At 62.0% G+C, this 15650-nt stretch carries 12 protein-coding genes and 2 tRNA genes; 13 read left to right on the plus strand and 1 reads right to left on the minus strand.

The genetic code is table 11. The features are described from left to right. Positions 1-37: 37 nt before the first annotated feature. The 8 genes from ACSVHC_RS15965 (at position 38) to ACSVHC_RS16000 (ending at position 8751) form a co-directional block, all read left to right on the plus strand. Positions 38-1522, plus strand: a complete 1485-nt coding sequence (locus ACSVHC_RS15965) for a sensor histidine kinase (protein ID WP_439181120.1) — start codon at positions 38-40, stop codon at positions 1520-1522. Next, complete coding sequence (locus ACSVHC_RS15970) at positions 1519-2193, plus strand: response regulator (protein ID WP_236812356.1); 675 nt, start codon at positions 1519-1521, stop codon at positions 2191-2193. Before ACSVHC_RS15965 ends, ACSVHC_RS15970 begins: the two co-directional genes overlap by 4 nt. Before the next feature lie 21 nt (positions 2194-2214). Further along, positions 2215-2877, plus strand: coding sequence for an MOSC domain-containing protein (locus tag ACSVHC_RS15975; protein ID WP_437771110.1), 663 nt, complete (start codon positions 2215-2217; stop codon positions 2875-2877). Between the two features lie 440 nt (positions 2878-3317). Continuing rightward, positions 3318-5552, plus strand: coding sequence for a DEAD/DEAH box helicase (locus ACSVHC_RS15980; protein WP_437771109.1), 2235 nt, complete (start codon positions 3318-3320; stop codon positions 5550-5552). A gap of 231 nt (positions 5553-5783) precedes the next feature. Further along, the gene (locus ACSVHC_RS15985; protein ID WP_437771108.1) at positions 5784-6146 is read left to right on the plus strand and encodes a LysM peptidoglycan-binding domain-containing protein; all 363 of its coding nucleotides are present in this window, start codon (positions 5784-5786) and stop codon (positions 6144-6146) included. A 118-nt stretch (positions 6147-6264) separates the two neighbouring features. Then, a tRNA-Thr gene (locus ACSVHC_RS15990) sits at positions 6265-6336 on the plus strand. A gap of 62 nt (positions 6337-6398) precedes the next feature. Then, positions 6399-6475: transfer RNA gene (locus ACSVHC_RS15995), tRNA-Met, on the plus strand. A gap of 1565 nt (positions 6476-8040) precedes the next feature. Continuing rightward, complete coding sequence (locus ACSVHC_RS16000; protein ID WP_437771107.1) at positions 8041-8751, plus strand: SOS response-associated peptidase; 711 nt, start codon at positions 8041-8043, stop codon at positions 8749-8751. A gap of 734 nt (positions 8752-9485) precedes the next feature. Here ACSVHC_RS16000 and ACSVHC_RS16005 read toward each other — a convergent pair. After that, complete coding sequence (locus ACSVHC_RS16005) at positions 9486-9731, minus strand: hypothetical protein (RefSeq protein ID WP_437771106.1); 246 nt, start codon at positions 9729-9731, stop codon at positions 9486-9488. A gap of 250 nt (positions 9732-9981) precedes the next feature. Here ACSVHC_RS16005 and ACSVHC_RS16010 point away from each other — a divergent pair, with 250 nt between their 5' ends. The 5 genes from ACSVHC_RS16010 to ACSVHC_RS16030 all read left to right on the plus strand — a co-directional run bounded on the left by ACSVHC_RS16010 (position 9982) and on the right by ACSVHC_RS16030 (position 14674). Beyond that, on the plus strand, positions 9982-10314 hold the full coding sequence (locus tag ACSVHC_RS16010) for a hypothetical protein (protein WP_437771105.1): 333 nt from the start codon (positions 9982-9984) through the stop codon (positions 10312-10314). 112 nt (positions 10315-10426) lie between these two features. Beyond that, a complete protein-coding gene (locus tag ACSVHC_RS16015) occupies positions 10427-10987 on the plus strand; it encodes a hypothetical protein (RefSeq protein ID WP_439181121.1) in 561 nt (186 codons plus the stop codon). A 674-nt stretch (positions 10988-11661) separates the two neighbouring features. Continuing rightward, positions 11662-12591, plus strand: coding sequence for a TadE/TadG family type IV pilus assembly protein (locus ACSVHC_RS16020; protein ID WP_439181122.1), 930 nt, complete (start codon positions 11662-11664; stop codon positions 12589-12591). 597 nt (positions 12592-13188) lie between these two features. Next, a complete protein-coding gene (locus ACSVHC_RS16025) occupies positions 13189-13806 on the plus strand; it encodes a hypothetical protein (protein WP_437771101.1) in 618 nt (205 codons plus the stop codon). Between the two features lie 238 nt (positions 13807-14044). Then, the gene (locus tag ACSVHC_RS16030) at positions 14045-14674 is read left to right on the plus strand and encodes a hypothetical protein (RefSeq protein WP_437771100.1); all 630 of its coding nucleotides are present in this window, start codon (positions 14045-14047) and stop codon (positions 14672-14674) included. Positions 14675-15650 lie beyond the last annotated feature (976 nt).

Here is a 15650-nt window from a genome sequence, read left to right on the forward strand (position 1 = left end):
CGCGGGCGCGGCACCCGCGTCGTGCCAGAATTGAGCCATGGCCGCCGCGGACGTGAACGCAATAGGGCTGCAGCTTCGGGCAGCCAAGGGGATCGGGCGACGCCGCATCCTGGCGGGACTGGTCTTGGCCCTGCTGCTACCCTCCGCCATCGAAGTCATGGTATCCGTGCTGGAATACCGGAACTTCGCCATGATCATGCTCTTCCAGCTGGCCGTGTCCGCCGCCGTTGCCGCAATCGGGGGATTATGGCCGGCCGTGGTATCCGCCGTCCTCGGCAGTATGCTCTTGAACTACTTCTCGGCCGAACCGGTGGGCTCCCTGTCGATTGCGGATCCCGCCACGCTTCTCACTCTGGTCATCTTCCTTGCTGTGGCGTGCGGAGTGGCGCTCGCCGTCGGTTTGGCGACCCGACGGGCCCAAGAGGCCGCGCACTCCGGCGCCGAAGCAAAAGCCCTCAGCGAATTGGCCCTTCGTATCCTGAGCTCGGACGGCAGCCTCGAGTCTTTCCTGGACAAGATCCGCGTCAACCTCGGCATGGAGTCGATGACGCTGCTCTCCACGTTTGACTCGCCGGATGCCCCCGGGCCGAACTGGCAGGTCCTTGCAAGCTCAGGGCTTCAGCCGCCGGTGACCCATGCGGCAGCCGACCATGCCGCCATCGTCGATCGCAACTACACGCTCCTGCTCCGGGGCGGGCCGCTTTCCGAACAGCATCGGCGCATGCTCGCGGCGTTCGGCGCCTTCGTGGTCGCGTTGCGGGAGCGCCAGCAGCTTGTCAAGAGCAGGCAGGACAACGTGCGCCTGGCCGAAGGCAACAAAATGCGTACCTCCATCCTGCGCGCCGTCTCCCATGATCTCCGTACTCCTCTGGCGGGCATCAAGCTTGCTGTCAGCAGCCTGCGACAGGAAGACGTGACCTTTGCCCCCGAAGACGAGCGCGAACTGTTGGCCACCATCGAGGACTACGCGGACCGCTTGGATCACTTGGTGGACAACTTGCTGGACATGTCCCGGATCACCGCGGATGCCGTGAACCCTTTGCTGCGCGGACTGGGCTGGCACCAGATCATGCCGCAGGCTTTGCGAGGCGTGCCGGGGGAGCGCATCCGCAACGAGCTTCCTGCCAACCTTCCGTACGTTGAGGCCGACGCCGGGATACTGGAACGCGTCGTGGCGAACCTTGTGGAAAACGCAGTGAAATACGCACCTGACTCCGATGTTGTGCTTGTCGCCAGGACCGGAGCGGGCATCACGGTGGACGGACGGCCGGCCAGCGAACTGCGGGTGATGGACCATGGTTTGGGGATCGCGCCCGCTGCAGTCCTGGAGCTCTTCCAGCCTTTCCAGCGACTCGATGACTCTCCATCCAGCCGGGACGGCCGCAGCGGAATCGGCTTGGGACTCGCTGTGGCCAAGGGATTCACGGAGGCCATGGGCGGTACGCTCATGGCTGAGGCGACGCCGGGAGGCGGGCTGACCATGGTGGTCACACTCCCTCTGTGGACAGGAGGGCGGCCTTGAACCTCGTGCTGATCGTGGAAGATGAGGCGCAGATCGCCCGCGCGATGCAAATCAATCTCCATGCCCACGGCTACCACGCCATCAGCGTGGGCAACGGCGCGGATGCGCTTAAGGCGGCGGCCCAGCAGCCCGTGGACATCGTGGTGCTCGACCTTGGGCTTCCGGACATGGATGGCGTGGATGTGATCAAAGGAATCCGCGGCTGGAGCAGCATGCCCATCATCGTGTTGTCCGCCCGGCACGGTTCGGAAGACAAAGTAGAGGCCCTCGACGCCGGAGCCGACGACTACGTGACCAAGCCTTTCGGCCTGGACGAACTGCTGGCCAGGCTCCGTGCCGCCTCGCGGCGGGCAGCGCCCCGGCACGAAGTGCCGACGCTCCAGACCGCCGACTTCCTGGTTGACCTGGCCGGAAAGAAGATCACCAAAGACGGCGCAGAAGTGCGGCTGACACCCACGGAGTGGAACATCCTGGAATTGCTGGTGCGCAACGCCGGCCGGCTGGTCAGCCAGCAGCAGATCCTCACCCAGGTCTGGGGACAGGCCTACGCGAAGGAGACCCAGTACCTGCGTGTCTACATTGCCCAGCTCCGGCGCAAGCTCGAACGCGACCCTGCACAGCCCCGCCATCTCCACACCGAGGCCGGCATGGGATATCGCTTCGATCCGTAGCTGCGTACGTAGACTGTAGTTATGGATACCGCATCGTTGCTTGCTGTTTGCCGGGTATACGAACTCCTGCCCGATCCCGAAGGGTCGGTCGGAGTGACGGCCATTGACAAGCGCCCCGTTGACGGGCCTGTGAAGGTCCACAAGCTGGGAATCCACGGAGACATCCAGGCGAGCCGGATCCACCACGGGGGCGAGGACCAAGCGCTCTATGCGTACTCCCAGGCGGATGCCGATTACTGGGCGGGTGAACTCCAGAGGGACATGCCCGCCGGGATCTTCGGGGAGAACCTCCGCGTTGCCGGGATCGAGACGAGCGGTGCCGTGATCGGCGAACGGTGGAAGATCGGCCTGGACGTCGAAGTCGAGGTCACCTCCCCGCGCGTGCCGTGCGCAACGTTCCAACGCCGCATGAATGAACCGCAGTGGGTCAAGCGGTTCACGGAAGCTGGACGCGTTGGAACCTATATGCGCGTGGTGAAGACGGGTTCCATTTCGGCCGGGGACTACATCCACAAACTGTTTGTGCCGAAACACGGCATCACGGTGGGGCAGTGGTTCAGCAACCCCAACCTCGATGACATGCAGTTGCTCCTCGACGCAGAGGCCGACGGCGAAGTCCTGCTGCAGTCCGACTACCACGACATCTTCGAAAAGCTCATGCGCCGCAACGGGGTGGACGCCTGATCCGGCTTCGAACGGACGTCCTCGAACGGGCGTCCTGAGGGGCTGCCTTGAGGGCACTCGGGGCGGGTTTGTGCGCAAGCTCACCGCCGCCGTCGACAGTTTTGTCGCCAAGGGACCAATCTGTGCCCTACACTTGAAATATCCCCCACTCCGGAAATCCCTTTTTCCTGCCCAATTCTTGAGGCAGGACTGGTAAGTGTTGGGGCCCGCAAAATGTGTGTGGGCAGTTTCATAGGGAGAGCCGGGCGAAGAAAACGCTGTACAGACTGCTGAGATAGCAGCCAAGAGATGCAGCGGGAAGTCCTGCCTTGGGATTGCGACAGCGCCGGACTTCTTGCGAGCAACAGAGCCTTCGGGTTCTTCTGTTCGCAACGTGTACTGCGGCCAAGCCCAACCGGGCCGCGCCGACTGGCCCCCTATGGATGAGGAAACTTTCCCCTATGCCCGAAAACCTGAACGACCCGTTCGTCGCCGAGTCTGCTGAAGAAGCAGAGACCGCCGTCGAGATCGCCGAAACCGCACCCGCCGCTGAATTCATCGAGGCTGCTGCGCCGGTTGAGGCTCCTGCCTTCACTGAGGCACCCGCTGAAGCTGAGGCACCCGCAAAGGCTTCGGCCCCGGCTGAGGCCCCGGCCGAATCACCCGTCGAAGAAGAGGAAGAGGGCGTCCGCTTCGTCGACCTCGGAATCGACCCCCGCGTCCTGGCGGCCCTGCAGGACGTCGGCTACGAGAAGCCGTCTCCGATCCAGGCAGCAACCATTCCGCTGCTGCTCGAAGGCCGCGACGTCGTCGGCCTCGCCCAGACCGGCACCGGTAAGACTGCAGCATTCGCAGTACCGGCACTGTCCCGCCTGGCCGAACTCCACGACCTCAACGGCCCGTCCCGCAAGACCCAGGCCCTGGTTCTCGCCCCGACCCGCGAGCTTGCGCTCCAGGTTGCCGAGGCCTTCACCTCGTACGCCAAGCACATCGATGACTTCACGGTTCTCCCTGTCTATGGTGGCTCCGCCTATGGCCCGCAGCTTGCTGGCCTGCGCCGCGGTGCACAGGTTGTTGTCGGTACCCCGGGCCGCGTCATCGACCACATCTCCAAGGGTTCACTGGACCTTTCCGAGCTGCAGTACCTCGTACTGGACGAAGCCGACGAGATGCTCCGCATGGGCTTCGCCGAGGACGTTGAGCAGATCTTCCAGCAGACCCCGGAAGACCGTCAGGTTGCGCTGTTCTCCGCCACCATGCCGAGCCAGATCCGCCGGATGTCCAAGCAGTACCTGAACAACCCTGCCGAGATCTCGGTCAAGTCCAAGACCACCACCGGCGCCAACACCCGCCAGCGGTACCTGCAGGTCATGGGCCCGCACAAGCTCGACGCACTGACCCGCATCCTCGAGGTGGAAGAGTTCGACGGCGTTATCGCCTTCGTGCGCACCAAGATGGCAACCGAGGACCTGGCTGACAAGCTGAAGTCCCGCGGCTTCCAGGCCGCCGCGATCAACGGTGACATTCCGCAGCAGCAGCGCGAACGAACTGTCGACGCGCTGAAGGAAGGCCGCATTGACATCCTGGTCGCCACCGACGTCGCGGCCCGCGGCCTTGACGTTGAGCGCATCAGCCACGTGGTCAACTACGACATCCCGCACGACACCGAGTCTTACGTCCACCGCATCGGCCGTACCGGCCGTGCAGGCCGTAGCGGCGACGCCATCCTGTTCATGACGCCTCGGGAGAAGTACCTGCTGCGTTCGATCGAGAAGGCCACCCGCCAGCCGGTTGAGCAGATGCACCTGCCCACCGCCGAGACGGTCAACACCTTGCGTCTGGGTAAGTTCGCGGACAAGATCACGGAGACCCTCGAATCCGAGGACGTCGCCGCGTTCCGCGACCTGATCTCCTCCTACGAAGAAGAGCACAACGTTCCGGCTTCGGAAATCGCCGCTGCACTGGCCGTCATGGCACAGGGCGGACAGCCGCTCCTGGTCAAGGAACTGCCGGCCGCGCCGGAATTCCAGAAGCGCGAGCGCTCCAAGGACGGCTTCGGTTCCCGTGGCCCGACCCGCACCCTGACCGAGGGCAACGCCACCTACCGGATCGCCGTCGGACGCCGCCAGCGCGTCATGCCGGGTTCGATCGTTGGCGCCATTGCCAACGAAGGCGGCATCTCCTCGGCACAGATCGGCGGCATCGACATCCGCTCGGACCACTCCTTGGTGGAGCTTCCGGCGGACCTGAGCCCCGAGCAGCTGCGCGCACTGTCCCGCACCCGGATCGGCGGCGAGCTGATTCACCTCGAGCTGGACAACGGTCGCAAGCCGGCCTCTGACCGTGGCGGCGAGCGTGGCGGTTACTCCGGTGGCAGCCGCGGCGGCGACCGTGGTGGCTACTCCGGTGGAGACCGTGGCGGAAACTTCAAGGGCAACGGTGGCTTCAAAAAGGAGTTCCGTAAGACCGAAGGCGACCGTGGTGGTTACTCCGGTGGCGAGCGTTCCTCCGCTGACCGTGGCGGTTACACCGGTGGCGAGCGTTCCTCCGCTGACCGCGGCGGCCGTTCCTACAGCGAGCGCAGCGGCGCCAGCGCCGGCGCCGGAACGGGCAGCTACGCCGACCGGGGCGCACGCAAGCCGCGCACTGGCGGCGACGCAGGCAACCGCGATTTCAACCGCAAGGGTAAGTGGTAAACAGGACTAGTTCCTGGGTTTTTGGCGGAGGCCGGCTTTCGAGCCGGCCTCTGGCTGTTTAACGACGGCCCGCCTTTAACGACGGCCCAGGTCCCGCGCACGCCTGACTGTACCGTTTTCCCCATTTGACGGCCCTGAGTATCAAGAATGACCGACCCGCCGTGTCGTAAACGCTGTCCCAAACCAAACATGGGGAAGACGCGCGGCCCGTGGGTGTGGAAAGGTTGGTTCATGGGTTTCCTTGATGGGTTGAAGAAGAACCTCGGCTTCGACAAGGCCGAACACAAGCCGACTGGACGGGCCTCGGAGGCCCCGCATGAGGCCGCTGAAGCCTCAATGGGGGAGACAGTCCAAAGTGCCGGGCCCGAGCCGTCAGCGGGAGCTCTCGTGGTTCCTGGCACCGCAGTGCCCGACGCCGGCGCTCCCGCCGCCAGCGAGGGGCAGGTCACCGAAGTCGTAGTGGAAGCAGACGATACCCTGAGCGGCATAGCCATGCAGTTCGGCGTTGACTTGGATGCCCTGATCGCAGCGAACGCGGATACCGTGCCCAACCCGGACCACATCTACCCGGGCCAAGTACTCCGCCTGCCCTGATTCGGACGCTTTCCGGCTCAAGAATCCGGTGCGGATGCAAATTGTGTCGGCGCCGTTTTTCCTTGTCCCGCAGCCGATTTGTGGCCTGAGAAATCGTCCGGTAGAGTATTTACTCGTTGCCCCCCTAGCTCAGTGGTAGAGCGCGTTCTTGGTAAGAACGAGGTCACCGGATCGATTCCGGTGGGGGGCTCTGAATGAGGGCCTGTGTCAAGGCGGTTTTTGACCGGCTTGACGCAGGTTTTTCTCATTCGTGGCGGTGTAGCTCAGTTGGTTAGAGCGCACGACTCATAATCGTGAGGTCGGGAGATCGAGCCTCCCCACCGCTACCAAGACAGACCCCCGGAATCCGCGAGATTCCGGGGGTTTCTTCATTTCCGGGACTAGCCGATGAGTGCCAGGGTGTAGCTACTCCTGTAGCTACCCGCTACACGTAGCCACCGAACGACTGGCAGGAACGCCGAGCGTCTGGCGCCCGGGCTGGATTGTGCAGTCCGGGGAGGACTTGCTGTAAGGATTTCGTAAAGATCGTGCCGGAAGGCTGAGGGCGAGCGCGACCTGCCGATAGCTTCAGAGAAGCGCCGCCATCTGAGGTTCCCCCCGATTCTGAGGTGGCGGCGCCTTTCGAAGATTGGCCCAGCCTTAGACTGTTGCGGTGGAAATTACCTGCACCATTAAAGCGCCTGACGGTAGCTTCAGCCATGTCACCGAGACGGCCGCTACCTATGCGGAAGCACCTGCCGCAACACGGGCCAAGGTGCCAGAGGGCAGTCGCATGATTGCGATCCGCACCGACCGCTAGAGGCTCCCCGCACGAAGCGCGGAGCTCCCATTGCTCCTTAGTCGTGAGACAGAGCTTCCTTTCGGGCTTTCAACGTCTTACGCCACTTCCAGGCTCCGGCGGCCACGGGCAAGACGGCGATTAACCAGATGATGTAACCGTGCGGTGCCCCGTGATCAGTCTGGGAAGCTTGGTCGGCACTGATTGGTTTGGCAGGTGCTGAGCTGTCCGGGGCGCCGGCTGTACTGGATGTGGCTATCGAAGGTGTCGGACCTGCGGTCGCCGCAGATGTGCTCGGTGTGGGTGGGGCAGTCGTGGCCGTTACGGGCGCTTCTGACTGGACTGCCGAGCCGCCGCACCGGGGACGGCGTCGGCTGGGACCTCCGCCGTTCCGGCAACCGCGCCTGAGTTTGCGGCCGTGTGACCACTGGCCGGTGCTTGGACGCCGTTAGCCGGACCCGGCGCAGGTTGGCGGTCGGCTTGGGCTGGCGCCGGTGCAGGCGCAGGGACATTTACGGGTGCATTGGGGGCGGGTGGCTGATACCCAGCTGGAGGTCCCGGGACGTAGACCGGCGCTGCAGGCGCATTGACCACCGGGGCGGGAGGTACTGCCCCATATGGCCCTCCGCCACCTCCTCCCAGATCGACACTCGAGTTTCCGCCGGTGCCTCCGCCGCTTGGGTTCGGCGAGCAGAAGCCAGCCCCGCCACCGAGATCGTTCCAATGGAACCCAGTAGGGCGGGTGCCGGCTTGGGCGGCTCCTGCGGCGCTGATGGCAATCAGCGCCGCGAGCGGCAATGCCGCTAGTAGGGCCGTACTTCGAAGCGTGGTCCTAAGTGTTCCCATGATTCCACCATAAAACTGTGGCCGCGCAGAATCGGCGGTGCCCCAAATCCTACTGGATATGAAAGAAACCGCAGGTCAGGAGCCTATTCCGCTTCGATCGTTTGTCTATGGTGCGCGACTGATTGTGGCGGAAGAGTTTTGGAAGCCGGCGAGGCCTTGGGAGCCATTACCGGTACGGCGCCCCAAAGGCAAGGATGACAATTCCCAGCGAGTCAGAGTCTCGTGAAATGTCATTCTGACTGCACCAACCGTCTGCGACATGATGAAGTCATGTGCGGACGCTACGTAGTTTCCAAATCGATTTCCGACCTGATGCACGCATTCGATGTCCACGAGTCTTATGTCGATGAGCTGCCGCCTTCCTACAATGTCGCCCCGACAGACACGGTGCCATTGATCCTGGATCGGAGTTCCGGAGAGGGTGAGCCGGTGACGCGGAAGCTGGTCACTGCGCGCTGGGGCCTCGTGCCGTCGTGGGCGAAGGACACCAAGGGTGGCGCGCGACTGATCAACGCGAGGATGGAAACGGTCACTGAGAAGCCATCCTTCCGGAAGGCCGCCTCGGCGAGGCGCGGATTGCTCGCCGGTGACGGCTACTACGAGTGGGAGAAGAAACCCGGCGGCGGGAAGATCCCCACCTATCTGCATGATGCCGATGACCAGATCTTGGCGTTCGCCGCATTGTTCGAGAACTGGCCGGATCCTGCGTTGCCGGACGGTCACCCCGAAAAGTGGTTGCGGACGGCCACGATCATCACAACGGCTGCCTCAGACGCGCTCGGGCACATCCATGACCGCACGCCGCTAATCGTGCCCACTGACATGTTCTCGGACTGGCTCGACCCTGAGACGACCTCCGAGACCGACGTCCGGGCGCTGCTGGATTCCATGCCTGAACCCCACCTCATGCCTCGCGTGGTCAGCGACAAGGTCAACTACGTGCGGAACAACGGCCCCGAACTCATCCAGCCGGCCGCCTGATCCGCCGTCCACTGTGCCGCCCGGCTGATTTCGGCGTACCGTCAGCGATATTCGCAACCCGCTGGGGATCGATCTGCGCCTGTCTTCCGCGTCCAAACATCACAACAACAGTCACGAGTGGCGCTCCTATGAACACCGCCAGGACCCAGATCCACTGTTGCCCGTCCACGCTTCCCCCAATCTGAGCTCAGCCCTGGCAAAAGCCAGCTTGAGGCTCTCGGTTTGGATTCTGCGCGAAACCCTAGATTGACGCGTAGCCACGGTCGCGAGTAGCCGCTACTCGTCTTCGGAGTCTCTGGCACGTCAAATTCTGCCCGATAGCGGATGCCGTTGTTAACTAAACGGTGTCGGCCCGCGGTGGCAGACACTGGCTGTGGAGGAAAAGAAGTTCTGGCGGCCGCCGCTTTCGTTTCCAGGGCAAGGCTGGGGGGGCGGTCTCAAACGGTGGAGCGCGGCTAAGGCCGACTGGGGATTGACGGCGGCGTGTAGTCAGCGGGGAACCCTGACGAAACGGTCAGAGTGACTACAGTGCCGGTTGTGATCAGCGTCCCAGATGCGGGCGCAAAGGATCTCCAGTCAACCTACAGCCGATGATGACGGCCGTGGCCTGCGCATCTTGGCATTTGTCACCGGCGTCCAAAGGCTATAACAACGGCTACCACGGCCGCGACGACTAGCACCGCCGCAACCCAGATCCACTGCTGTCCGTCCAAGTTCCCAATGTCCAGTTCTCTCTATTGCGGTCCTAGCACATGCTGAGCTGCAATTGCTCCGGTCACGATAAGTTCGCGGCCTTTGGTGGAGAACTCCTCTCTGACGTCCTCCGGCATCGCGTCCAGTGCGTCGAGAAGAGCTTGGGCTTGGCTTGATGTGGTGGCTACATCTACCGTCGTGAGCAGTGCTCTGGTGTCACCGGGAGTCTTGCGGCTTCCGACCAGCAAAGCGATCGCGTCGTCCAAGTGCCTAGGGTGGTTTTCCATGCGTCCTCCATATTTGCCCTGATGATTCGCTCGCGACTGTACCCCAGGCCAAGGAGTCTCGGTAAGGGGTCTGTTAGTTGAGCGGCGTTAGGTTTCGCTACCCTGACGGGCTATCGGGCCTTCAGGTTTGGAGATTCTGATGGCCCGCCGCCTGGTGTCCTCGTTGAGCGTCCGGGAGTGCGGAGCCTTTCGCCTCGTTGAATGACCGCCTTCCCTGTGGTCTGACCTCGTTCATTCATCTCAGGGGGCCATGGTGCAGTTCGAACGTTCAGCCGGAATCTTCAAGGCCGGAATCTTCAAAGCCGGGGTATTCATGGCAATCAGCGGCCCAATTGTAAGTGCCCTGGGAGCCGTTGTGGCGGCCCCGAACTTGGCTGCGCTTTCGACTGGCAATCCGAACCGGGGTGCATTGGTTATCGGCGCGCTCATCGCCATCCTCGGCGCCCTTATGGCGGTTGCTAGCTACATTATGATTCTCGTGGCGGTGTACCGTGCCTTGGTCAAAATCGATGCCCTGCCTGTGCGCCAGCCGTCCCGGTCCGCCGCGACACAATCGACGCCCGTAGCCCGCTATGAGTACTGACCACGCTATCTCCGAACTTGACTGAGTGAACTCAGCGAGTGTCACCTGACGCGAAGTTGGACGGCCCGCGAAGAAGGTCCCATCACTTTTCGGCAAACGCAGGAATAGAAAGTTGGTCGCCCCTAAAATGGACAAAAAATCCGACAACATACCGGAATCCGCCACGGCGGGCGGTTTTCCGCCGGACCAAGCGCTAGCCGCACTTTATGGTGCCTTGAATGATCGTGTTGGGGACCGAGACCAGATGATGTGGCAGGCCCCGGCCATGGCAATGACAGCGCAGGCGTTCCTCCTCGCCATCGCGCTCGGCCACGACACAAGTTGGCTTGCCCAATTTCTCGCCGCGCTACTCGGAGTCGCGGTCACGGTCATGTCTATTCAGCTGATGCTGAAGCATCGGTTCTTCATGGCGACTGATGAGCTACTGATGATCGCACTCGAGCGCAGAATGGGCATGGTATCCAGCGCCGTCGATTGGGACACCAAGGTAGGCACCATCTATCAGTACAACTGGACCGAGGGCCGGACCTGCCGCGTTCCGCGTCGCGAGGGGATGGTGAATTGGAAGAGCGTTACCGTTTGGGTTGCGGGACTTGCCCTGTTCGCGTTAGTCAATATCTTGGTCCTGGTCCTGGCTGGCCAGGCCTTTTGGCTGTTGCCTGTCCGGAGGTGAAAGGCGTCGAACGGGAAGCCTCACTGGTTGCTTGTCTTGTGACGAAATAGCTTAGGGAAAGGCTCGTGGGTCACAATCTGCGGGACGGCCCCCGGGGCGTCCTCGGCGGGTTCCTGGATAGCACGCCGCCCGGTGGGGGTTACCCTTCCGCGAGGCCATGGTAATGGCCAGAGAAGGGCCCCGGTTGTCTGCCCTCGGTGACAGACTCGGGCTGTGGAGGAAAAGAAGTTCTGGCAGCCGCCGCGCGCGCATAGGCCCATGCCTGTTGTGCCGGCGGTCGACCCTGCGGCCGTGGAAGGCTTGACGAGGCCCAAGGAGCCCCTCCCTGTGTTTGTGATGCTCGATTACAACAACGGGCAAAGCCATGAGGTGCCAGCGTTCGCCTACTGGTGGACTCGGGTGAATGTGCTGGTGTCCGTACCCTGGCCAATGGATTACTACGAGGGCCGCAAAGAAGTCTGGGTGGAAGAGCCAAGGGTGCGACGCCGGATAATCGACCCGAGAGTGCGTTGAACGCAAAAACGGCCGCTGACGGGGCGGTGAAGGCCTTTCGCCGCCGGGTTAGGCGACCTGAAAAGGAGGGCGGGCACCTGTACTGAATGGTCCGTTGCCCTATGATTGCGGAGGGGTTGCGTCGAACCGGCGGCTCCAAAGGACGCTGCCTGGGGGCGGGTTTGAAAGATACAGGTGAACGCGGGGCCGCCGCTGTCCTGATCGCACTACTCATGGTGGTGCTGCTGGGTTTCGGAGCCATCGCCATTGACGTCGGCAACCTGTACGCCACGAAGGCGAAACTCCAGAACGGAGCCGATGCCGGCGCCTTGGCAATCGCCCAGGACTGCGCGACTCGCGGCATAAGCCTGTGTACCCCTGCCGCCCCGGGGAAGGCGCTGCAGCTGGCCAGGGCAAACGCCGACGGCGGCCTCGCCAACGCGGCCGCCCCGACCTTTCCCAGCCCCGGCACCGTCGTGGTCGATGTCTCGGCCCAGGACGCAGGCGGGAGCGGAGTCTCCCTGGGCCTGGCAAGGATCTTCGGCGTCAACCGCGCCGACGTCAAAGCCGAGTCCAGAGCGAAATGGGGGTCCCCCTCCGGCGGGACGGTCAACCTGCCGGTCACCTTCTCCGAGTGCCAGTTCGATCTGTCCGGAACGATCCAGGTCCTGCCGATCCACGGAACCACGACGTGCGTCAGTTCCAGCCCATCGGGACACATCATCCCCGGAGGGTTCGGCTGGCTGCAGTCGGACCCGGGAAAGTGCGGGGCAACGATTTCACTGGCCAACCCTCTGGTTCCGTCCAAGCAGGGTGTCAGCGAACCCGGGCAGTGCTCGGCCGTGTTCGATTCCTTGGAAAACCAGGTCATCATCCTGCCCGTCTTCGACGACATCGACAGCACTACGGGCGACTACCACATCAAAGGCTTCGCCGCGTTCCAGGTCCTTGGCTTCAATTTCCCCGGGCACAGCTGGAACAACAACGGCTCACCCAGCTGCAAGGGCAGCTGCAAAGGCCTGATCGGTAAATTCGTGCAGTTCACCAGCCTGAGCAACTTCACCTTGGGCGGCCCCGACCTCGGCACCAAAGTGGTCCGGCTCAGCGGCTAAGAAAGTCATCTGACCGCACCCTCTAACTTGCAGTTCCCGGAGCCTCGCCGAGACACGAAAACAGCCCCTCACCGTTGGGACGGTGAGGGGCTGCGCGCGTGTAGTCGTGGGCTCGGGTACACGGCCCGCTCGGTTGCCGGCTTCCCCAATCCCACAGGGCACCCATCCCGGCACGGCTCCGGGGGGTGGGCCGGAGTGCCACCACCATAAGCGATGGGTGTCGGCAAGATCAAGGATGGTATCGCGCGAAATATCAGGTTGCATTCAGCTAGATTTCAGAATTGAGGCGTAAACGTTTCGCAAAAAACGCATCGATTCGGGAAACAGCCGGGCTACGTTTGGCTACGAATCCCCGCGCAAAACCATCTTCCGGACTGGGGTAGTGATCTGCCCAAGCCTAACGATGAAGGCCTCCACATGTTCACGAAGTTGCCACGGCTATTCAAGCGCGAGAAAACCCGCGTGTTCTGCGGTGGGCCTGTGCCACCCGAAGTAGGGTCAGAATTCTGCTCAGCTGAGTGCAGGGAGAACTGGGAGTATTTTCGGGTCTACTGACGGCACATAACCGGTCTTATCTGACCCCTAAGATTAGGAATCATGGGGGATCAACACATGCGGACAGAGTTGTTCAAAATTTTCCTGGGCGAGATACACCATCAGAGCCTCTTGGTCATAATGGCCACTCAGGATCTCGACTATCACCTAGGCGCTCACTTCGATGACCCGGACCGTCGCACTCCACTCAGCCCGGACCGGGTTTGGTACTCGCTTTCGAGCGCTCTCAATGGAATGATATCTATCGCCAACATCTGCTGGCCAACCAAAGACACCACCTCAAAGGACGGCAAAAAACCTGATTCCCGCCGAATCGCTGCTGAGATTCGGGCCAGCGAGATCCGCCGCACGCTCGTGCTGCCGGAGCACGGCCTCAAAGCCGTTCGGGAAGTACGCAATGCATTGGTGCACTTCGACGAGAAGCTCGATAAATTCGCCAGAGAAGGACCCGCGGCCTTTATCGGCAACCTGCTTGGTCCTGCATGGCTTATCGGGGGCGACAATTTCGTCATCGCACGGCACTACGATCCACAAACAAGTCAGCTCTCAGTATTCGGGAAGGAACTGCACCTTCACGAAGCCTTGTCGCAGACTATCGACCTGCAACGCCGCGTCCTGGATTACCGTGACGAATACGGCAATCCCGTCGTTGGGCGATGAATGCTCTCTGCGCCAGTGATTTATCCGACCCATTTCATCACGCGACTTATGGACCGCTTACACTTGGGCCATAGGGAAACTGACTGCAACGCTCGCCCGCTGGAACACCGACCGAAAGCTGGCCCGTGGCCGCTGCCCAAGCCCCGGCCGAGCACCCGGTGGTCTTGCTCCCGCTTACAGACAGCACGCCAGGCAGGAACCACAAGTTCCCGTTTGGTTCAGGCGCGAAGCGTTCAAGATGACACTTATTCCCACTCCTGTTCCCCAGCCCGGGATGATTCCAGGAATTCCGGATCTGGTGCTAGTACCGCTGATCACCGTGCAGGGGGTTCTGGCCGGCGCGGTCGTTGCTGTGGCGGGACACTTGCTGTTAGCGTATGCCGCGCGCCAGAACCGATCGTGGAAGGCAGTCTGGCCAAAAAACGGAAGCGTACGAAAAGCTGCTGAGTTGGAGTCACAATTCAGTCAAGTTATCACCAGACGAAGTGTGGGGGAGTGCTTTGAATCCAATTTGATCGAAGCCGACAATGTCTTCAACGTGACCATTGTCGGAGGTGCGGAACACTGCCCTACTTGCGGAGGCCCAGCTCAAACCATGCAAGGGACTTTCGATATGGAAAACGGGGCCATCGAGATGCTTTCCGGGCCGGACTGGACGCGCGCGATGCTGGCTAGCATCCGGGACTCCGTAGCTGAAGCTAAGGCGGCCGTCCAGCGAGCCGGGGCCGACACTGTCGGTGACCGTGAGGGGCTGCACGTGTGTAGTCGTGGGCGCGAGTACACGGCCCGCTCGGTTGCCGGTTACCCCAATCCCACAGGGCCGCTTACCGGCGCGGATCCGGAGGGTGGGCCGGAAAAGCCACCATAAGCGATGGGTGTCGGCAACATCAAGGGACGGTATCGACGACTCGCTCCCCGCGCGCGGCCTCGGATTCCGCGGGCCACCCTGACGCGAAATATCAGGCTGCTTTCAGCTAAATATGGAATTGGGGCGTAAAGGTTTCGTAAAAATCGCGTCGATCTGGGGAACAACCGGGCTAGGTTGGCTTCGAATCCCCGCGCAAGACGATCTCCGGCCTGGGGTAGTGATGTTCCCACGCCAAACGATGAAGGCCTTCATGTTCACGAAGTTGCGACGGCTATTCAAGGGCGAGAAAACGTGCCGTTTTTGTGGGAAGTCTATGCCCACCAATGTGACATCAGATTTCTGTTCGGCTGAGTGTCTGGACCGTTGGGACTACATGCAGGTTTACTGACCCCGGGTCAACTCTTGGCTTCACTCGCAGGGCCACGCCCCGGCACAGACCAGCCGTGAGCTCGGATGGTCAAGCGCATTCGGGCCGGGCGCAGATGACAAGTCGGCGTGATTGTCGCTAGCTTCCTTGGGGCTGCCGCGAGTCTCTTCGCGGGACAGCCCACATGGATGGTGCCTGCATTTTGGGCCGTCGGCTTTTGCGTCCTTTGGCTGATAATCGACGGACTATTTATTCGGGGGTACCTCTTGGGCAAGGCACGTAGACTCAAAATGCGGTCGGCAGCGGCGGCAGCGACTCCCTCCCGCTCCATGCTTTCTGAAGCAATCGGGTTGGACGACGTGACAAATGCGACAATCCGCATTGGGAAGTTCAATAGCGCCGGCGGTGTCACCCTCGTTCAGAATTCAGGGGATGTGGATCTTCAATTAGACCAAGTCAACAGACCGGAAAATTACGAGATCCTGGGGGACTGAAGCACCCAGTCCAATGTAAGCCTGAGGCGGATTTCTTCCTGCGATGGGCGGCCGACTGGCCACTCTCGTATGAGGCCTTGGGGGAAGGAAAGTGGTCATGACGTGGCATCGCATG

The sequence above is a fragment of the Arthrobacter sp. KNU-44 genome, from assembly GCF_051843155.1.
Classification (GTDB): domain Bacteria; phylum Actinomycetota; class Actinomycetes; order Actinomycetales; family Micrococcaceae; genus Arthrobacter.